Consider the following 21,026-nt stretch of genomic DNA (forward strand, 5'->3'; position numbering starts at 1 on the left):
AAAGATTCTGAATATTAGGTTCTGTAATGATTTTTATGTAGGGGGTGAATTATATTGGTGGCCCCATTTTGATTTCTCTGAGTTTCATTTCCTGTTTTTTACGCTCCAGAAAGGCGTAAACTGTTTTATGCCGGGCACCATCTAAGATCATCTCTACTGCTTCTTTGGCGATCTGTAAATGTTCCATGTCACCAATGATGGAAACTGTTTTTCCATAAATTGAAACATAAGTTCCGGTCATTTCAGTGATAATATCCCTGGTTTTACCATCTTTACCAATAATACGTCCTTTTTGCCTTAAAATAGCCTTTTTTGACTTACCCACATAATCGGGAAGGTTGATAATCTCAAGCATTACCTCATCATCAGTAAGTTTAAGTGCTATTTCTGGGTTGAATCCCCTGCCTATGGCTTTAACCATGTAACGGGCTTTCCAAACAGATAAAGGGTCTTTAGATTCTTCTTGTGGCGCTATAGCAATGCTTCCCGCTTCGCTGTCCACGTCTATACTGGTTTGGGTGGTTTTTTCAATGGTTTCCTTGGTTTTTCCATGCGGTCCAATAAGTACCCCCACTCTTTCCTTGGGGATCTTAAGATACTCTGTGTTTGGCAAAATGTTCACCTCTACTCCTTGAAAAGATATTACATTATCCTTTAACATATACTTTTCTATCCTCATAAATCCATAATTTTTCTTTTAATCTTATCATGGGATATTTCAATACCCATTTTTTTGAAATCTTTAATCAAGTTGTCAATATCCCGGTTTAAAAGCCCCACTGCCAGGGGATGATCAACCACCAGGCCCTGTGACAGATCAATTATAACCGGTTCTCCATCTTCCATTAGGATGTTAAAACCAGATAAATCTCCATGAACAATTTCTGCATCTTTATATAGCTTTTTAATGTAATCAATTATTTTACAAGCCACGTATTTGGGATTGGAAATTTCACTCTGGCGCAGAAGTTGTGCTGGATTGCCATATTCATCTCCTATGAATTCCATGACCAGCACATTATTTTTAGCTATGATTGGTTTAGGAACTCGCACTCCTGCATTGTATGCTCGGTTAAGGTTTTTAAATTCCTTCAAAACCCAATTATTTATCAGCTGACGCTTACTATTACTTCTGACATTGAATCTGGGATCTCCCTGGATGTAAAATTGCATTTTTTTAAAATCTGAAGTGGTGACCCGGTATATTTTGACAGCCACAATATTTCCATCCTCATCAGCACCTTTAAAAACATTAGCCTCTTTACCAGTGCTGATAGCTCCGTTTAAAAGATGAATATAACCCTGATTAGCAAGTTTGTACAGGGTTTTCAGGGTAATTCTGTCAAAAACCTCACTACCCACTCTCTTATCTTCAACACTTTTCAGACGTTTCACTTCCCGCATTTTCTGCAGGCTAATATCTGACTTGGTTACAGGGGATTCCATTTCCAGCACATCAATTAAATCTCACATAACGATTTTTCGCATTTTCTAATGGTTAATTAAGTAATTTTTGATTAATTAATTATATAAATTATATAAATCTAATTTGTCCATAAATCAATCCTGAAAAATTAAAATAATGGAAAAATTAGTATTATTTTAAATAAAATCTTACACTAGTCATACACTGGTCATATATATTGTAATTATATGAACTTTTCAGGATTTAATAATTCCGGAAGATTTTATAATTTCCAAAATAATCATCCATAATTTAATAAACATAGTTTAATAAAATATTATTTAATATTATTAAATTATATTCATTGTTATTTTATTTCAAGTTTTTGAGTTCTTCAATCAAGTTTTAAATGAAAATAATATAGGATATTGAAAATCTAATGAACAATATCAGAGTTTTAGGAATCCGCGACGTTCTAAGTAGTTGGATTCAGTTCTAGTGTATCTCCAGATAACATCTGCTTTTTCATCACTCTGGAATGCCCATGGTTTAATTAAAACAACGTCTCCTTCTCTAATCCAGATTCTTTTCTTCATCTTCCCAGGAATACGACAGAGCCTTATTTTTCCATCGCTACATCGCACCTTAAGCTTACCATGTCCCATAATTTGTTCTACTACACCAGGTATTTCTCCCCTTCTAGGGGATCTTACCCTCCTCACTTCCTGAGTTTGTTGATCGCGGTTATGACCTCTGCTCAAATACTCTCCTCCTTATTTTTAAAATGATGAGTAAGATAATAATCAATAAAAAAGATGGTGCTTATTATTGACATTCATCTTTATTCATTTACTCTTTCTTTTTATATTGTGTTTCAGAGTATAAAAAAACACCCCTTGAATAAAAAAAATCCGTTTTTTAAATGTGAATAATTTGGATTTTTTAAAATATTGAAAAATGTAATATTTAAACCAAAATTCAATAAATTGTACGCACATCACCTTAAACTGCAGATAAAGTGTAATATTTCCTTAAATTTTTTTTAAAAAACATATTTCTAATCTGGCTATTTTTCAACAACTTTAATAGGCCTATAACCAAAATATTAAATCTCTAAATACGAAATCTGATTAGTCAGATTAGGGATCGAAGCCTTAAAAGGAAATTAAATTAGCTATCTCTTTTAATCTTTTATCTATTCCAACCCAGTCTTGATTTAGGTTAAGTGTCTTTATGTATATGATATGTTCTCCGAGTTTATAATCTAAATCAATTTCTTCTCCTAGGGCAGCATAAAGTAACATTCCCCTAACTTCACCAGAAAATGAGCTATTATTTACATAAGAATAAATTTGATAGAGATTTCCAGAGTTCAAGGATGATTTTTCATAATAAGTAGATAAAATACTTGAATAAAATTTAGTATCAATTACAAGCTGTTTAGCATTGGTAGATTCTAGATCTTTATTTTCTAAAACAATATCTGTTCTCATAGTAGGTAGTAAGTTGTTATCAGAATTATTTTCGTATTTCCAGTCTAAATTCCACTCTATATGGGGTTTATAAACTTTTAAATATTTAAATTCTTTTTTATAATAATTAAATACAAAGTTTTCAAACAGGGTGGCGATTTCCTTCTCATGTCTTTTTATGAAGTCTTTGAAATTGATTTCTCCATCTTTAGACTCATCAGGAAGCTCTAAGTTGAAGATCAATTCACATATATTTATTATTAACTTGTAATGTTGATTATTCCTATTCCACAAAATTAAACTGAAAACACGTTGGCTTAAATCAATTGATGCTACAAAATCAAAAAATAGAGTTAATTTATTTAATTCACCTTTTAATTTCTTATTTAAATCTTTAATTCTAATTAAATTATTAATCGTGCTTTTAATTATAGAATTAAACAAAACATCCTCACTAAATTCATCATAAATGCAGTTTAACTTTTTATAGATCTGTGTTTGTCTTTTTATTGTTTCGTTAATGTTGATTTTCCCGCGAATATTTTTGATATCTTCATCTCTTGTAATATACTCTTTATAGAATCCTCTTTTTATCAATTGTTTACACCTGAAATTAAGACCCGTGATAACAGTTCATATATATTTTCAAAGTTTTCAGATTCTTTCTTAACGTTTTCATCAATTTTGAGGTTCGTATAAGCATAGCTAAGCATATAGTAAATATTTTTAATAGGAATCTCATTTTTCCTGGAAACCATGTCTCCATCTGGTTGATATTCATCCGATTTGTTTGTTTGTTTTTTTTTACTTTCAGTTATCATTAAAATCAATTAATAAGTTTATCAATTTCTTCTTGGGCAGTTTCTAGACTATCAAACCAATATTCCTTTAAAAGAGGGGCTATTTCATAATTTATTATGGAATTATACCAATCTTCATCATTTTTAAATCCATAACTATCATCAATAAATCCTTCTCCACAGAAATAACTATGACCAATTTTAAAACCATCTCCTAAACTATCATCTTCCGAAATTTTCTGATTTAATTTTATGAAACGGGATATGATCTTGTTAGCTAGTTCTTCTTTAAGTCCCAAACCAATTAAATGATTTTTAAATAGATCCTCTTCTTCAAAGAGTGGATCAACAGAGTAAAAAACAAATCTTCTCCTTAAAGCATAATCTATCATGGCTAAACTTCTATCTGCAGTATTCATCATTCCTATGACATATACATTGTTAGGAATATAAAATTTAGGCTCATCTTCATCAGAGTAGGTTAAATGTATTGCAAACTCTTCTCCTCTTTTATCTTCCTCAATGAGCATCATTATTTCACCAAAGATTTTACTGATATTTCCCCGGTTAATTTCATCGATTATGAAGTAATAATCATTTTCTTGATCATCTTGTGCTTTCCTGCAAAAATTGTAGAAAACTCCGTTTTTTAATTCAAATCCATCTATAGCAGGACGAAAACCTTGGATAAAATCTTCATAAGAATAACTTTGATGGAATTGAATAAATTCAACACGGGTTTCATCCTTACATCCCATGATGGAATAAGCTAATCTTTTTGCAATAAAACTTTTCCCAACACCGGGAGGACCTTGAAGAATAATGTTTTTCTTTCTTTTTATGAGATTTACTAGTTGATTATAGTCTTCTTCTAAAAATACTACCTCATCTAGAAAATCTTCTTTATCATATTTGATCCCAAGTTTTTTTCGGTGATGCATATATTCATCAATTGGAAAGTCATCCATCAATTTTGCTAAAGCCTGATAATAGAGCAACCCTTCAAAGGCCTTAGATGGATAATTTGTAATATTTGTTAAAGTTTTCTGGTTCATCTTGCCTTCAGGGGTAGCATCAAATTCTCCACACTTCAACCATTTTACGTCACGAAAATGATTATAATCAGGTACTTTTTCTAATCCAATGGGAATCATAGATTCTTTAGAAAATTTATAATCAGAAGTTATAATTCCTACACCTAAAAGTGTGGTTGTACCTTTTTTAATAAAAACAATATCTCCTACCTTCATTTCTTGTGAAAAATCTAAAATGGCTTTTGCATTATTTGTTTGTTTAGGGGTTTTATTTCTACCCTGAGCACGATATGTTCCTGATTTCTTGGGATATGTTTTTTCTAGTGCGTCTAATATTTTGTCTTTGTCTCCACCATACTGGGTTAAGTCTCCTAATTTGCCCCAACCAATAGTAATAATATTATTTTTTCTAAATTCATCCCAATAGGCTGCATCTTCACCAGGACTTAATAACCAAACATTTTTGCCATTTTCTAAATTATTATTGTCCATTTCAAAATTTAATAGATCAATAGCCCGATAATTCTTAATAAAACCATAATTGGTATCTTTAAATTTTTTAATTAACATCGCGTTTTCAATATAATTAGATTCTGAGACAGGTTTTTTTAACTCAATTCCTAGTTCATCATAGACAATTGTGCCTTTACCCATAGCACCATTAATTATGGGGAATGTGAATGGCTTCAAGCAATGTAAAATTTGTGAAACAGTGGCAACACCTAATCCCTTGATTCCTCTACTTAATACTTTTTCAGCTTTCTTGTACATCACTTCATCATTATCGGCTTTTTGAAGCTCTACACACAGACTTAAAAATTTTCTGGCATCTACACCATCCAATTTTCCTTCAAAAGCCATAAATCCAGCCCCAAACATTCCCACATGATCCTTTGAATTATTATATTCTCCGTTTTCTAATTTCCCCTTGACTGAATTTAAAACTTGAATCAATGACTTTTTATCATTTTCTTTAAGATTACTGTTTTCAATTCTACGTAACTTACAGTCCCATCCACACTTCCATGTTCCTACAGTCATTAAATACAATAAATCCATGTCTTTTACGTTCAGTTTTGATGGATTTACATTAGAAATAAACTCAACAGTTTTATTTACTAATTCATAAGAACCATCATGTGAATTTGGGTCATTTGACAAATTACTTCTATATTCTAATTTAGATCTTAAATCATTAGAATCAGTTTTCTTTCCCATCATTTCTTCATATTTGGGAGTTAATTTTTGATAAGCTTCCAAAAGTACTCTTAAATCTTCTTTTAAGTCGTCATCTTTAAGTTCATCATATTTATATAATTTCTCTATAATTTCACTGCTATCTTCACTGTTTAAAGTTTTTTGTACTGTAAAATTTTGTCTTTCTAATATTGAACGTAAATTCTTATGTTGATTGATTATCCCAATTAGTACCTTTTTTCTTTCATTATATGTCGAATTTGAGATTTTTTGGTGTCCCTGTACAATATGTAATGTGACAAGTTTATCATCTGGAAAAAAAGTAAAACCTATATTAAGCCCCTCTTGGAAACTATTGAACTTTGTAATTCCTGCCCACGGTGTTTCAACCCATTTACCCTGCCCATGAGATATTTTTATGTTATATTTATCAAGATCCAGCATGGACTCTAAAAAATGCTTTAAATCATCTAGAAAATCGTTACGCATTTTGTAAGCAAAATGATTGTCTTTAATATCTTTTTTCTTCTCTATGGGATATTGATCTAGAATTTCTTTAAAATCATCTGATAACAAGGAACTTCCCCCTACTATTTAGTTATGTAATCATTGGTTTAAAAGAATAAAAAAAGTCAGCTACAAATGAACCAATTAGTAAGTTTGCAGACGATAACCTTTTTTATATGTGTTATTTGTCCAGTAAATATTGTAGTAAATACCTATTTTATTGTACTCTTTTTAAGAATTTTTTTATCCATGCGCTGGCGAATGTTAGTGATTCTGAGTTCTTTTTAAAGTATTTTTCTATGATATCTCTTAATTGTTCTTGAGTTTCTATGAATAGTGGTGATAAGTGTCTTTTTACTGTTTTCCAGATGAATTCTATGGGATTAAGGTCTGGTGAGTATGGTGGTAAGAATACCAAGTCTATTTCTAGTTTTTCTGCTGTTTCAGTGGTTAATTTAGCATGGTGTGATCTGAAATTATCAAGGATAATATAGTATCCTTCCAAACGGGTTCACAGTCCTTATAAGTTCTAAAAATTCTACTAAATTTTCTTTTCGTGAGTTTTCTTTGAAATCAATAGCGCTATTTCCTTTTATAGCATAATCCAAATGTGTTGGCTCGTAATTTTGTGGTATTTTTAGTGATGGTGGGTTTGGTAATTGACCATAGTTTTTGAGTATTAGATGTATATTTGAGGTGAAGATTCATTTAAAAATCCAATAATAATAAGGGGTTATTTACTAAGAGGCTCTTTTAAGTTTTTTTTAACTGTTCTTCAGCATCTGGAGGTCCTTCTGTAATCTTTGGATAAGGCCTACCGAATTTCATTCCAAGATCTCGTAAAATGGTTCTCACATGTTTTTCTGAGAACTCTGGGCCAAATTCTTCTTTTATGAGTTTTTTAACTTCTTTTGTTGTCCAATCATCTCTTTTACTTAATTTTTCTTTCAATTCAGCTTTATTTTTCTCACTGAGTTGACCTGGTCTTCCACCACCATATTTTGGTTTTAATCCTTCGTATCCTTCTTCGTTCCATCTCTCTTGCCAAATGTACCCCACGCGCTTAGTTGCTCCTGATTTAGAGGCTGCGAGTTCGACTGAATCACCCATGTATCGATTTCGAATGAAATGCAATCTGTTTAAAACTTTCACGTCTTTTTCCAAAGTTTTAATTCTTTCATTAAGCTCTTCAGCCGACATATGGCGCTTAATCTCAATACGATCCCACTTTGACATGATATAAATTATATAAATCAATATAAAAAGTTTAGTATTTAAATATAAATTTAAATTAAATGAAAACTTATTTTAATGAAAGAAAACTGGAGAATTATTTAAGAAAAAAAATTATCAACAATCGTTTTTAAGTAAATTATAGTGAATGGGCAACGTATATAAAGTAAAATTAAAAATATATTCAAGATAGTAAATGGTGATCAAAATAAAAAAAATCTGAAAAAATTTTAAAAAATTTTCTGATCACTCTTTGAAATGATCTAACTCATTGATATTAGAGTAAAGATCATTTCAAGCCTTTTTGGATAAATTAGTGATGGATTAGATACTTTTTGTATAAAAAAGTTCAGCAAATATTTTTTCCGGCATATATTTCCAGCATTTAATTTAATTCATTTAAAATTAGTGAATAAAGAGTTGAATAACATGGCAAAAATTAAAGGAACCAAGAGAAGAACTAAAGCAAAGCATAAGAAACCTGGAAGCAAACGAGGCAGAGGAGTAAAACACTAATTTAATTGTCCAATTTCTGGTGGATTTAACCAACACTCTAAGATTGTAATAGGATTATAAATCCACTTATAAGTTAATGATTTTAAAATTAATATAAAATTACAAATTCAATTTTTATCAGATGGATTTATATCTTTTTTAACTTTTTATATCATTAGCTTGGTACCGATTCAATCAATATTTCATTTTAATCTTTTTTAATGTTGGTGAATATCAAAATTGAATAATATTATTTAGTAGCATTTAGTAGCCAGGTAAAATCAGCATTACAGCGCAACTAGAACTGAGGCGTATTCATGGGGAAGACATTTCTAAATTTGATGGATCCAGATGAAGTTAAAGAAATTGTGGATTCATTTAAAGTTCAGGAAAAGGTAGAAAAAATTAATCTAAGTGATGTTTACAGGCGAGTTTTAGCTGAAGATGTCTATGCCACAATAGATCTCCCTCCCTTTGAACGTGCAGCTATGGATGGCTATGCAGTACGTGCCCAGGACACCTTTGGAGCTTCGGAGGATAATCCTCTGACTTTAAAGTTAATTGAAAAAGTTCAAGCAGGAGATGTTCCATTAAAAAAAGTGGATGAAGGCACTTGTAGCGAGATTGGAACCGGAGCACCCATGCCAGAAGGTTCTGATTCTGTGGTTATGGTTGAATTCACCGATATTAAGGGAGGAGATGTTCAGATATTTGAGGCAGTTACCCCTGGAGCCAATACCACGGCCAGAGGTTCTGACATGGAAAAAGGAAAACTGCTCTTATCAAAGGGCACCCTACTCACTCCGGATAAAATTGGAGTTTTAAGTGCAATTGGTTTGTCAGAAGTCCCAGTATTCAGAAAACCCACAGTTGCGGTTATTTCTACAGGTAATGAGCTTATTAACCCTGGTGATGATATTCAATACGGTCAATTATATGATACTAATTCACAATCTATTTCCAGCGCCGTAAAATCATGTGGTTGCACCCCATTAACATCTGAAATTGTTAAAGATGATTATAATTCTATTAAAAATAAAATAGATGAATTTAAACATGCTGATGTGATAATAACATCTGGGGGGACATCTGCTGGAGCGGGTGATGTTCTGCGTAGGGTGGTGGATGATATGGGGGATGTTCTAGTTCATGGAATTTCCACAAAACCAGGTAAACCAACCTTAATTGGCACCATACCTCGAGAAAATACTAATTTAATTTTATTCGGCCTTCCAGGATATCCTGTTGCTGCTTTAATGGTGTTTCAGGGTTTTGTAGCTCCGTTTTTAAAGAAGATTGCAGGGATTCCTCAAGACTCCCATGAAAAAGAGGGTTTTTCACTTAATATATCTCGCAGATATCACTCTGCAAGGGGAAGAAGCCAGCTGGTCCTGGTGAAGATCCAGGGAAATGTTGCTCATCCAATATTAAAAGATTCTGGTGCCATCACCGCCCTTGCTGAAGCTGATGGTTATTTTGAAGTTCCCAAGAATGTAGAAATCATTGAAAAAGATGAAAAAATCAAGGTTATGCCTTTATCTGGATTTTAATTTCACAATCCAATTATAATCAAATTATTAAAATAATTTTTATCCTATTAATATTTATATTATTTTTATTATTTTACAGTATTAATGCTAGTATACATCAAAAAGGTCCCCTAAAACCATCTTTTTATCTGTTTCTACCATTTTGGGAATCTTCCCAATTGTACCGGCATTTTCTCCAGCTATTACCATTACTCCTCTGAAGTGTTCTCTCAATTCATCGGATTTAGCTAGAGAATTTTCCACCAATTCTTCATCCTTCTCCCCGGTGGCATGGTTTGCTATGGCTGTTGCCAGAGCATCAGCAATGCTAGCTTCATCTGCAAAAACGGTAACAGAATCTGCCCGTCCAAAGCTTATGGAGTGCCCCACGGTTCCTGAGGAGGTGCAAATACCGGCTGGTGTGTTTTTCTGTTTGATTCTAAAACCAATTTTTCCTGAAAGAGATGATTCACCAGCATACAGTCCTATAATCACATTTTTATCAGTCTTAAGAGCTATATCGCCTCCGTTATCTACAATAACATGTTTAGCACCTTGCTTTAACAGATAATTCATAGATAGTTGGGAGATGGTCCCAGCCACTGCAGCCATAGGACCCACACCAGCTATGTTGGCAGCTTTTGCCATCAATTCCACGATAAGGGGAGCTTCAATTATTTTAACAGGCTCCAAACTAGTTTGAAACTCTTTATTTCTTCTGATATAATTTTTTAAATCCTGGCGTTGTTTTAAAATAAAATTAGGGAGATGGTAGGGTTCAATATCGGATTTAAGCATAATGCTGGTTTCATGGATCAGAATCCTCTTTTTTATCATCACTAAAGGAATATGGTTAATGCAGTTGATAAACTATTAATAGATTACCAGTCATATCATGTAAAGTTCATATTCAAATACTTTCCAAGCCAATGTTTCATTATAGTTTAACCAGGCAAAGTCCATTTTCAAACTTATTCCCTTAAATTTCTTACTCACTAAAATAGTTACAATTAATCATAGTTTTTGGAAATTAACGGTGGTATATTAAATGTTTAACAGAAAAAACAATTCAAATCATGGGGAGAGGCTAATATTTGAAACCCGGCCCCGATTTTTAGCCAACCTCAAATCAACCATTCTCAAATTAATTTTTTTACTGCTGATATTCTACTATTTCCGGATGATAATGTCATTTTCAATATCTTTACAGGAATATGTAATGCAGATGACACAGTTACCTGTCGTTCAAGCCACATTCTATTTTTTACTCTTGATTATTCTGATATTGATATTATCCATAATCTTTGATTTAATCTCCTGGAGGAGGAAGAAATATCAGCTCACCAATCAGAGGGTAATCATTCAACAGGGTATCCTCAGAAGAAAGAGATCCTACATCCACTATGCTAAGATTCAGGATATTGATATTTATCAGGGAATTATGGATCGAATATTTTCTGCAGGGAATATAGAGATTTATGGTGGTCATGAGCACACCAACATAGTCTTAGAGGACATCCCCAACCCCAGAGAAGTGGAAGACATGATTGACCGTATTATGGTAGGTGAAGAAGGTTTTTATACCTCCCAGGATCGTACCAAGCGCAATAAAACCCACCGAAAAACAATTATTGAAGAATATGACCAAAAGTTTAAAAGATAATCCGGCGAATATGAAAATAGAATCAAGTACATATTTTAGGGAGATTAAAGTTTCCTCATTATTTTAATTTTTATCTAACTTATTCAAAAACTGAATTAAAAGGAATATATAGACATGGGCATGAAAAACTATGACGTGGCAGTAGTCGGTGCTGGGCCAGTGGGTTCAACATTCGCCAGATATATGGCGCAAAAAGGGTTTGAAGTTGCCATGATAGAGAAAAAGAAGGAGATTGGCGTACCATTACAATGCGCAGGCCTTCTGGGTAAACAAATAAAAAAAGTAAATATTCTACCGGATGAATTTATAATTAATTCTGTTAAAGGAGCATTCTTACATTCACCTGAAGATAATGTGCTATTTGTCAGTAAAAAAAAGCCAGAAGCATACGTCCTGGACAGGGTGGGATATGATAAATTTCTGGCAGAATTAGCAGAAAATTCCGGTGCAAATCTATTTTTAAAACATAAAGTGGAGAAAATAGATCCGACTAAAGGTATCATAACGGTTAAAGATAATGAAAAAACTAAAATATCTGCTGATTTAATAGTAGGAGCTGATGGACATTCTTCAGTAGTATCTAGAACCTTCAATCCTCCCCCTGAATCATTCCGGGCAGCACAATACCTTGTTGATTTCAAAGAAAAAAGGTTTGATAAAAATTATGTAGATCTTTATGTTGATTCAAAAATTTCTCCGGGCTTTTTTTGGACCATACCTTTATCTGAATCCACAGCCAGGGTAGGGCTTTTCGCCGATGCAAACTACCAACAATTAACCCAGTATATCAATGAATCAATTAATAAAAAGACTCAACTTAAAGGAGCAACCATCTTAAAGAAATATTATGGGGTTATTCCAAAGCACAACCCGAGAAAGCAGCTAGTAAAGGATAGGGTTATTTTAATGGGTGATGCTGCATCCCAGATCAAGCCAACCACTGGTGGAGGTCTAATAATGGGCTTTAAATGTGCTGAAATAGCTTCCAAGGTTGCTTCAAAAGCTCTAGAAGATGAAGACATTAAATTACTTAAAGATTATCCTAGAAAATGCAATGATCAATTCAAAAAAGAGTTAAAAGTACAATTAATGGTTCACAAGGTTTTTAGATCCCTTACTGATTCTGATCTGGAATTCATGTTCAGTAAGCTCAAAGAAGAAGGTGCAGAGGATATTATATCGCAGTATGGGGATATGGACACCCAATCCACATTGGTTAAAGAAATGTTTAAAAGAGGCATTCTCTTTTCTATTCTACCTAAAATGTTGTCCCGGGGGATATCCATCCTATGGAAATAGCCCTGATATTATCCAAGGAACATCCCACCCTGCCCCTGGCGGAAGTGGTAGCAGTACTCCAGTGTGAGGGGATTGATTACCGGATAAAAGCAGAGAAAGAAGGACTGCTAATTTTAGATTTAAAAGAAGAAAATTCAGACCATCTCAAGAAAATTATAACAAGACTTTCCTATACCCATGAAGTATTCCAGGTTCTAATGGAGGCTGATGAAGAGGAATTCACGAGCAAAGCAAAAGATTATCCCTGGAACGAGATTATCAATTCTGATTACTCCGTAAGAGTTAAAAAGATGGATAAAAAGTCTAATTTTAATACTTCAAAGCTTGAATGGGAAATAGGGGGAATAATTAATGGAAGAGTTGGGGAAAAAGTCAAGGTTAATCTGGAAGATCCTTCAATTTTTATTAGAATTTTGCTTTCAGAAAAAAGAGTATTAATCGGTCCTAGAATTGCTGAAATATCTAAAAAACATTTCTACAATTTCAAACCCCACAAAAGGCCTTTTTTCTATCCTGGATCAATGAGTCCCAAGCTTGCCAGGTGTATGGTTAATTTAACCCGCATTCAGCAGGGAGAAACAGTTCTGGATCCATTCTGCGGAACTGGTGGCATACTTATAGAGGCCGGAATTATCGGAGCCCGGGTCATAGGAACAGATATTGACTATAAGATGGTTAAAGGCACCAGGGAGAACCTTGAGCATTGTGGGATTCATGATTTTCAGGTTTTCCAGAAAGATGCCCGTGAACTAGAACTTCCCCATAAAGTTAATTCTATCGTAACAGACCCTCCTTACGGCATATCTGCATCTACCTGTGGAGAGAAAAGTGAAAACCTATACCAAAAATCAATGGTTGCTTTACAGGAATTAATAGTTGATAATGGTTTAATGTGTCTGGCAACTCCTCATTACCTTGATCTAGATGAGGTGCTGGCAGGTACAAAATTTAAAATAATAGAACAGCACCACATTAGAATGCATAAGAGTTTAACTAGGGTTGTATCAGTACTGGAAAAAATTTAACTGAGCATTTTCAAACTTTTTAATAAGGCTGCTCTTTTAAAAACTCTGATTTACTCCCCTGTTACTTGAGGGGTTTGCAAATCCTAATTCAAACCAAGATTTTATGATTATATAAATTGATTACACAATTTTAATAAAAATTCACTTATATGTGAACATCTATGGGGATAAAATCGTATTGATTGAAAATTTATACATGGTGAATCCAATGAAAGCCCGAATATTCGATACCACGCTTCGTGACGGAGAACAAACACCGGGAATATCCTTAACCCCGGATGAAAAACTTTTAATAGCCAGAAAGCTGGACGAATTAGGAGTAAATGTTATTGAAGCAGGTTCCGCCATTACATCTGTAGGGGAAAGGGAAGGTATTAAAAAAGTAACCTCCGAAGGCCTTTCTGCGGAGATATGCAGTTTCACCCGGGCAGTTCAGGTGGATATAGATGCAGCTATTGAATGTAATGTTGACAGCATTCATCTGGTAGTTCCCACATCAGACCTGCACCTGGAACACAAATTACGCAAATCCCGGGAAGAAGTGAAAGCCATGGCTGTTGAGTCCACTCAATACGCTGTGGACCATGGACTTCTAGTGGAAATATCTGCAGAAGACTCCACCCGCAGTGATATGGGATACTTGAAAGATATTTTCCAGGCAGGTGTTGATGCCGGGGCTAAGCGCATATGTGCCTGCGACACGGTGGGGATGCTAACACCGGAGCGTTCATTTGAATTTTACAGTCAACTGGCAGAACTGAAAGTTCCCTTGAGTGTGCACTGTCACAATGACTTTGGACTGGCTGTGGCCAACTCCCTTTCAGGAATCCGGGCCGGAGCAACTCAGGCCCACGTCACCATTAACGGAATAGGTGAAAGAGCAGGTAATGCTTCCTTAGAAGAATTGGTAGTTTCATTATACTCTTTATACGATGTTAAGACCGATGTAAACATTCAAATGCTCTATGAAGTTTCTAAGATGGTGGCCAGGATAACTGGAATGTACCTACAGCCCAACAAGGCCATTGTAGGTGAAAACGCCTTTGCTCATGAGTCAGGTATACATGCAGATGGAGTTATGAAGAAAGCTGAAACATACGAACCCATCACACCAGAACTTGTGGGGCACAGGCGTCGATTTGTCATGGGAAAACATGTAGGCTCCCACATAATCAAACAAAGAATTGATGAAATGGGTTTCAGAGTTGATGATGAAAAATTCTCACAAATATTCAACCGGATCAAATCACTGGGAGATATGGGAAAATGCGTCACCGACGTGGATTTACAGGCCATAGCAGAGGATGTTTTAGGAGTAATGGCTGAGAAACCCGTGGAGCTGGAAGAACTTACCATTGTTTCAGGTAACAAGGTAACACCCACTGCATCTGTGAAGCTTAAAATAGGGGATGTTGAAAAATTAGAGGCAGGTGTGGGTGTGGGTCCGGTTGACGCTGCTATTGTAGCCATCAAAAAAACCATCGAAGACGTGGCAGAAATTGAATTTGAAGAATATCACGTGGATGCCATAACCGGTGGAACAGACGCCCTTATAGATGTGGTGGTTAAACTCAAACATGATGGTAAAATAGTGAGTGCCAGAAGCACCCAACCCGATATTATAAACGCCAGTGTAGAGGCTTTCCTCGGCGGTATTAACAAAGTACTCAGTGATAAGGAGCTTGGAAAACATTAAAAACTATGGGCATTAAAGGACTTTATGGAGTATTTAACTTTATGAAGCCTTCAACGACTTTATGGGGCTTTTGAGGTAACCTTTGAGGTAAATTATCTTTTTAATTCTATTGAATGAAGTCTCAATTAGTAATTAAGAATCTGACAAATATGGATATGTTATAGGTTGAAATAATGAAGGAATATCAGATTTTGGGTAATAAGATTCAAATGGCAAGTTTTATTACAGAAATAAATGACCCGAATAAAACCATCAACATGATCCAGGATGTAAGTTCACGTTGCAATAATGGGAATTGCACCATCCAGATAATAAATGCACAGGGAATAGCTGGTGAAAAACATTTATTACAGGCAATATACCAGGCCCTGAAAGCATTTGATAGGGGTGAAAATATTTCAAAAGACCTGGGATTGGAAATATGTGTCCGTGCATCTTTTCAGAGGCAAATATCCAGGGCTTTACAGATTCTGGGTATTAAGAAAGGAGAAAACTCAGTATATGTACTGGTAATCAACGGTGATAATCAGGTTCTTTCTCAAATAATGGAGATTCTGGGAAAAAACCATGAAGAAGTCTTTGAAGTTGATACTAATATTAATACTTTAAAAAACATTTATAAGGTCAATGATAAGGAAATAGCTGCTGCAGGGAATATTGAAAGGGTTATGATAGAAAGAACAGCTCTATTAAGTCTTGAAATCTAATTATAAATTACTTGTAGATGGATCGGGATTTTTCCCATTCACAATTCCTTTTTTACTAAATTTTTCTTTTCTATTCTTTTTATAGCTTCTTCTGCCCCATGACGGACATAGGCGTCTTCATCCTTCAGTAAAGCTTTCAAAGAATCCAGAGCAGTTGTTGAACCTATCTCTCCAAGTGCTTCTGATGCTTTTTTCCTGATAAGTGGATTTTCATTTTTTAAAGCATTTTTAAGTGGTTTAACAGCTTTTTCACCAAATTTGACCAGTGCAAGTACAGTTTTCCATCGAACACCTGCATTATCATCTTTCAAATTCCCGATGAGTGGTTCGATTGCCCTGGGATCTCCAATTTCTCCCAGAGCCCAGACAACTCTACTACGGACATTGGGATCATCAGATTGGATTGCATCAATCAGGGGTAAAACTGCAGGTTCTTTAATCTTCTCCAGAGCTTCAGAAGCTCTCCACTGGACACTGGGATTTTCATCCTTCAAGGCTTTGATGAGAAAGGGAATTGCACGGGGATCTTTAATCTCTCCCAGAACTTCGGCTGCTCGATGTTTAAGATCAGGATCATCTTCTTTAAGGGCATCAATCAATACTCCAACTGCTTCTTCAGGCCCGAACTTTTCAATCACTTCTTCGATATGACTTTGCCTATGTTTAGAGATTTTATCAGATTTCTTCAGATGTCTCATTCTTGTTTTTCTACTTTTCAGTTTTTTCAAAACATCAGATGCAGTTTTACGAACGTCAGGGTCTTTATCATTCAGTAAAGGTTTAATGGCCGGTATGAATTTATAATTTCCCAGCTTCCCAATTATCTGAACTGCCTTTTCCCTTACATGAGGATCTTCATCTTTCAATAAGGCATTTAACACATTAAGCGGTATTTTATTAAGTTTTGCCAGGGCATTTAAGCTGCATTTGCGAACCTGCCAGCTTTCATCTTGCAAAGCCTGCAAAAGGGGAGGGACTGATCTTTGGTCATCAATCTCTCCCAGTGCATCTGCAGCAGAGTGACGCACTTCCTTGTTGTCATCTTGAAGGGCTGCGATAAGGGGCAAAACAGCATCAACACTTCCCACTTTCCCCAGAGCGTCTGATGCTCTCCACCTCATATCATCTTCCTCATCCCATTCTAAAATCCATATCAGGTACTCTGTAGCCTGTTTACCTCCAATTTCTCCCAATGCAAAGATAGCTATTTCCTTAAAATCTCTATTTTCATATTCTATACTTTCTATGATAGGTTCAGCAGCTTTTTTATCTCCAATTTCTCCCAGGGCGTAAACTACCATCTGACGAACAGTTTCATCTTCATCTACCAGTGCTTCAATCAGCGCATCCACCGCAAATTTAGCCTCCAAATCTCCCAGAGCTTCCGCTGCAGAGTACCGGACCATACTGTCCTCCTGGTAGAAGAGAGCCATTAGAAGTTTTTCTTCATTGAACTCTTCTTTAAATTTACTCACATCTTCCGGAGTGATTACTAATTTACGCATTTATATCCTCTACCCGTTAACGTTCCAAGGGGTTCTAGGAATTTAATTGTACCAATTTTATCATCAATTTGTATAATCAAAGGATGTGACCATATATTCCAATATTGTCGAAATAAAGGAATATAGTTTCCCAATAAAAGTTTTATTTATTAACTATATCCTCCGAGGAAAGGATTTTTTTAATCCTATAAATTAGATCTAGCTTTTTGAACTGATTCGCAAACTTTAATTTTTTTATATTAGGTTTTCAACAATTTCTGATATAAACTTTAGTTTATCTTTGTCTAAACAGCGAATATCCAGGTTTTTTATTTCTAGGCAAACTGCAGAATCATTAACTCGATCATAACGGGGACAGGTAGTGATCATACCACCACCATTTACTGTGATAAGATTGCGGAGTGAATTTGCCGTGGATTTGGGGTTTTGAACTGGAATCACCACATTTATTCCAGATTTATCCTGATGTAAACTGGATGGAATTCTCTTTTTCAGGAATTGGCAAGCGGCAATAGTTCTATGAAGATTTTCAGGGGTTTTTTTAATTTCTTCCACCAGTCCAGCACAGGTAACCGGACTGCATTTTAATGTTTTAAGGATATAATGGGCGCGATTGAAAAATTCAGGTTTGTCTGTGGAAATAAAGCCACCATTGCCTAAATTAACCATTTTAGGAGCTCCAGTTGAAGCCACCATTATATGGGAGTTCTCACCCCAGGCCAGATTTTTATCCCGGTCACCCACTGCCCCGGAAGCATCCTCAACCAAGGTCACATTATTGGAATCACAAAGCTCATAAATCTCCCGGACTGGTTGTTCTGCCATATAACCTGCAAAACTAGTAATAAAAAGGGATTCCGGATTTTTTGATATTATATAGTCTTCAAGGATCCTGAGATCAATAACTCCCATCCTGGTGGGAACATACACTATTTCAAGACCAAAAAATTCGGCCATCTTAATAAATCCACTCCAACCGCCCTGATCCGGAAGCATAACCGGTCCTTTCATAATACTCATGGCCGCCATAATAGCCGCATTACCACTACAAAGCATCCGGGCGTGGCTGTGACCAGTAACCTTTCTTAAAACATCTTCAGCAGCTTTCCTGTATTCATTACCTTTTTTTTGGTTTTCGATTTCTAGAGAAGCTTGGCACATGGCTTCTCTCGCATCTCTTGAAGGTTTTTTAAAGAAAAGTTCCATCTAATCACTTCTTTTAAGAGAGTAGGGTTATATAGAAATGGGTTATATTGAAATGTAAATTGAATTCCATAATTAAGTATGATACACAGTTTTATTTACCATTTTAGTTTATAAACAAATCAAATTAAAGGTTCTAATTTTTTAAGCTGGAATGAAGTATAGGATGAGTTTTAATTTATTAAGTACTTTATTAAGTTATTAAGGAAAGGCTTTAAGGTGTTTTAATTTTTAAGAGCATCTAAACAGATATTAAAGCAATGGATTTCTTTTTTTAATAGTCAAGTATAGTAAGGCTACTATTTAGTGAGGCTTTTTATTCATTTGAAGTAGGAATCAAGGGTAGTCTGTCTGGAACGGAGAATATCTTGCAGCAAGTCGCTTTTTTTAATGAAACTATCAACTGAAAGCTTCAATTTGCTGTCAATATAGGAAAGGGCAGATTTCATATCTTCAAATTCAAGGTAGGGCTGTTTCATAGCATTTCTAACGTTTTCCCTAACATTAAACACACCCAGAGGCACATATCCAGAATAAGCCTCCCTGAAAACTATAACTCCAGATTGAAGTTTTTGAAGAGCTAATGATTCAAGAACAGCCATTTTACAGGTATAATAACATCCCCCCACCCTGGAATATTCTTTTTTACCCTGGTAATGTTCATAATCAGAGAATATCAGTTTTTCTTTTCCTAAAACTTCCAGGAATGCTTCCATCCATTCGTACTGCCAGGGAGTGGGTAGTAGGAGAACTGCATAATAATTCTCCAGACTCTGGAATTCATAAACCCGGTGGATGTCCAGCAGATCGTAATGTTTAACTTCTCTCAGTAATTGATTGGCTATGGTGCTGTCACAGGCAGTTATAGACCATCTGGTAGGCACCAAACGTCGTCGTTTCTCCACACCCATGGTTCCAACGGAAAAAGCTTTTTGCATGTGAGAAAAGGGGACATCTTTACTGTGCAAATCCATCAGCGCGTCCCTGGCCCTGAGATCTGTGTCATAATATACTTTCTCCAGTTCCCGGTCCCAGCGGACATTGTCAATTTCAAACTTCTCCAGAATAGCACTGGGACCATGAGGTGCCTGATATTCGCTGAATGAAACTCCTCGAGGTTCTTTCCAGAACTGAGCTTCACTGTCAATGGAACTCGAAGCCAGGGAGATCTCCTGAAGTTTCTCCACCATCCTATTATCCAGATCAGTGACTCCCAGCATATTTTTCCCCCGAACAAGACTCATGCGATAAGAAATAATCTCCTCCTGGCTTTTATCTCCAGGTATCCATGCTTCAGGGGTGTCCATTATAGTAGTGTCTCCAGCTACCGGGGATATCATAGGGCCTGCATAGACCTTGGGATAGTTCCAGCTACCTATAAAAACCGAGGGGGGTGTGCTTCCCTCTAACTCTTTACCCACCTCAACTGAAGGTATCTGAAACTTAGAAGTCAGCTTTTTAAGGTAAGTTTTCTTACCCATCATAATATCTAATTTATAATGCCAGAATAAAATAGTTTACACAAGGATGGGAACTAATACCATCATCAATTTCTAGAAACTTGCTGGTAAATAGAATTAAATAATTTCTCTCTTGGAAGATGATTATAAATCCTTGTTATTATGTTAATTAGTTCCTGAGTAATCTCATTATTTTCTCACCAGCTTAAGGGAAGCTGAATTCATACAGTAACGCAAACCAGTGGGGGGAGGCCCATCATCAAATACATGCCCCAGATGTGCATGGCATCGGGCGCAAAGCACCTCAGTACGGATCATGAATAAACTACGGTCAGTTTTGGTTATAATATTCTCTTCTGCCACTGGAGCGTAGAAACTGGGCCAACCAGTACCAGAATCGAACTTTGTCTGGGAACTGAAAAGATCAGTACCACAGCAAACGCACTGATAAATCCCTTCTTCATGGCAATCATGATATTTACCAGTAAAAGCAAGTTCGGTTCCTTTTTTCCGGGCAACATTAAACTGTTCAGGACTTAAAATCTTTTCCCACTCTTCATCAGATTTAACAACCCGTTCAACAAGTTTAACCTCATCAGAACTGGTGAAATAGATGGGAATAAGATCATCATCTCCATGCTTGTAAACCATAAAAAACACCAAAGTATTGTTTTAAAAACTTTTAAGGGCACTATTGTAATTTTTAATTACTATTTATTATTATGTAACTTTTAAGGCTTAAAATAGATGGATACGGATTCAAGACAACAAAATAAATATTAGGGTTTTAAGACTC

Annotated in this window: 17 protein-coding genes and 1 pseudogene; 6 read left to right on the forward strand and 12 right to left on the reverse strand. The window is 35.2% G+C overall.

Annotation, left to right across the window (positions count from 1 at the left end; genetic code table 11):
• Nucleotides 1-49: 49 nt before the first annotated feature.
• From HVN35_01190 to HVN35_01220, 7 genes and pseudogenes are all read right to left on the reverse strand, one after another.
• Nucleotides 50-613: an RNA-processing protein gene (locus tag HVN35_01190; GenBank protein NYB51167.1), complete on the reverse strand. Its 564-nt coding sequence runs from the start codon at nt 611-613 to the stop codon at nt 50-52.
• Nucleotides 614-675: 62 nt separating this feature from the next.
• Nucleotides 676-1,446, reverse strand: coding sequence for a serine protein kinase RIO (locus tag HVN35_01195; protein ID NYB51168.1), 771 nt, complete (start codon nt 1,444-1,446; stop codon nt 676-678).
• A 408-nt stretch (nt 1,447-1,854) separates the two neighbouring features.
• Complete coding sequence (gene eif1A / locus HVN35_01200) at nt 1,855-2,166, reverse strand: translation initiation factor eIF-1A (protein ID NYB51169.1); 312 nt, start codon at nt 2,164-2,166, stop codon at nt 1,855-1,857.
• A 393-nt stretch (nt 2,167-2,559) separates the two neighbouring features.
• Complete coding sequence (locus HVN35_01205; GenBank protein NYB51170.1) at nt 2,560-3,474, reverse strand: 5-methylcytosine-specific restriction system specificity protein McrC; 915 nt, start codon at nt 3,472-3,474, stop codon at nt 2,560-2,562.
• On the reverse strand, nt 3,471-3,698 hold the full coding sequence (locus HVN35_01210; GenBank protein ID NYB51171.1) for a hypothetical protein: 228 nt from the start codon (nt 3,696-3,698) through the stop codon (nt 3,471-3,473). Before HVN35_01210 ends, HVN35_01205 begins: the two co-directional genes overlap by 4 nt.
• Nucleotides 3,699-3,703: 5 nt before the next feature.
• A complete protein-coding gene (locus tag HVN35_01215) occupies nt 3,704-6,484 on the reverse strand; it encodes a DUF3578 domain-containing protein (GenBank protein NYB51172.1) in 2,781 nt (926 codons plus the stop codon).
• 148 nt (nt 6,485-6,632) lie between these two features.
• A pseudogene (locus HVN35_01220) lies at nt 6,633-7,651 on the reverse strand (IS630 family transposase).
• Between the two features lie 809 nt (nt 7,652-8,460).
• On the opposite strand from HVN35_01220, the gene HVN35_01225 reads away from it, so the two are divergent.
• Nucleotides 8,461-9,693: a molybdopterin molybdenumtransferase MoeA gene (locus HVN35_01225; GenBank protein NYB51173.1), complete on the forward strand. Its 1,233-nt coding sequence runs from the start codon at nt 8,461-8,463 to the stop codon at nt 9,691-9,693.
• A gap of 87 nt (nt 9,694-9,780) precedes the next feature.
• Here the strand turns inward: HVN35_01225 and HVN35_01230 are convergent, their stop codons facing one another.
• Entirely contained in the window at nt 9,781-10,509 is a 729-nt protein-coding gene (locus tag HVN35_01230) for a UPF0280 family protein (protein NYB51174.1), read from the reverse strand.
• Between the two features lie 211 nt (nt 10,510-10,720).
• On the opposite strand from HVN35_01230, the gene HVN35_01235 reads away from it, so the two are divergent.
• From HVN35_01235 to HVN35_01255, 5 genes are all read left to right on the forward strand, one after another.
• Nucleotides 10,721-11,335 (forward strand): PH domain-containing protein, encoded by a 615-nt coding sequence (locus HVN35_01235; protein NYB51175.1) that lies wholly within the window; start codon nt 10,721-10,723, stop codon nt 11,333-11,335.
• 120 nt (nt 11,336-11,455) lie between these two features.
• Entirely contained in the window at nt 11,456-12,634 is a 1,179-nt protein-coding gene (locus HVN35_01240; protein ID NYB51176.1) for an NAD(P)/FAD-dependent oxidoreductase, read from the forward strand.
• Nucleotides 12,625-13,659: a TIGR01177 family methyltransferase gene (locus tag HVN35_01245; protein NYB51177.1), complete on the forward strand. Its 1,035-nt coding sequence runs from the start codon at nt 12,625-12,627 to the stop codon at nt 13,657-13,659. The genes HVN35_01240 and HVN35_01245 overlap by 10 nt, the downstream gene beginning before the upstream one ends.
• A gap of 208 nt (nt 13,660-13,867) precedes the next feature.
• Nucleotides 13,868-15,355 carry a 2-isopropylmalate synthase gene (locus tag HVN35_01250; GenBank protein ID NYB51178.1) on the forward strand — a complete coding sequence of 496 codons (1,488 nt, stop codon included), beginning with the start codon at nt 13,868-13,870 and terminating at the stop codon, nt 15,353-15,355.
• A gap of 173 nt (nt 15,356-15,528) precedes the next feature.
• A complete protein-coding gene (locus tag HVN35_01255) occupies nt 15,529-16,062 on the forward strand; it encodes a hypothetical protein (GenBank protein ID NYB51179.1) in 534 nt (177 codons plus the stop codon).
• A gap of 38 nt (nt 16,063-16,100) precedes the next feature.
• Here HVN35_01255 and HVN35_01260 read toward each other — a convergent pair whose 3' ends face one another.
• From HVN35_01260 to msrB, 4 genes are all read right to left on the reverse strand, one after another.
• Nucleotides 16,101-17,567, reverse strand: coding sequence for a HEAT repeat domain-containing protein (locus HVN35_01260; protein ID NYB51180.1), 1,467 nt, complete (start codon nt 17,565-17,567; stop codon nt 16,101-16,103).
• 234 nt (nt 17,568-17,801) lie between these two features.
• Nucleotides 17,802-18,773, reverse strand: a complete 972-nt coding sequence (locus tag HVN35_01265) for a DegT/DnrJ/EryC1/StrS aminotransferase family protein (protein ID NYB51181.1) — start codon at nt 18,771-18,773, stop codon at nt 17,802-17,804.
• 317 nt (nt 18,774-19,090) lie between these two features.
• Nucleotides 19,091-20,254 (reverse strand): hypothetical protein, encoded by a 1,164-nt coding sequence (locus tag HVN35_01270; protein ID NYB51182.1) that lies wholly within the window; start codon nt 20,252-20,254, stop codon nt 19,091-19,093.
• Nucleotides 20,255-20,419: 165 nt separating this feature from the next.
• Nucleotides 20,420-20,881 (reverse strand): peptide-methionine (R)-S-oxide reductase MsrB, encoded by a 462-nt coding sequence (gene msrB, locus HVN35_01275; protein ID NYB51183.1) that lies wholly within the window; start codon nt 20,879-20,881, stop codon nt 20,420-20,422.
• Between the last annotated feature and the right edge of the window lie 145 nt (nt 20,882-21,026).

The sequence above is a fragment of the Methanobacteriaceae archaeon genome (assembly GCA_013403005.1).
Classification (GTDB): domain Archaea; phylum Methanobacteriota; class Methanobacteria; order Methanobacteriales; family Methanobacteriaceae; genus Methanobacterium.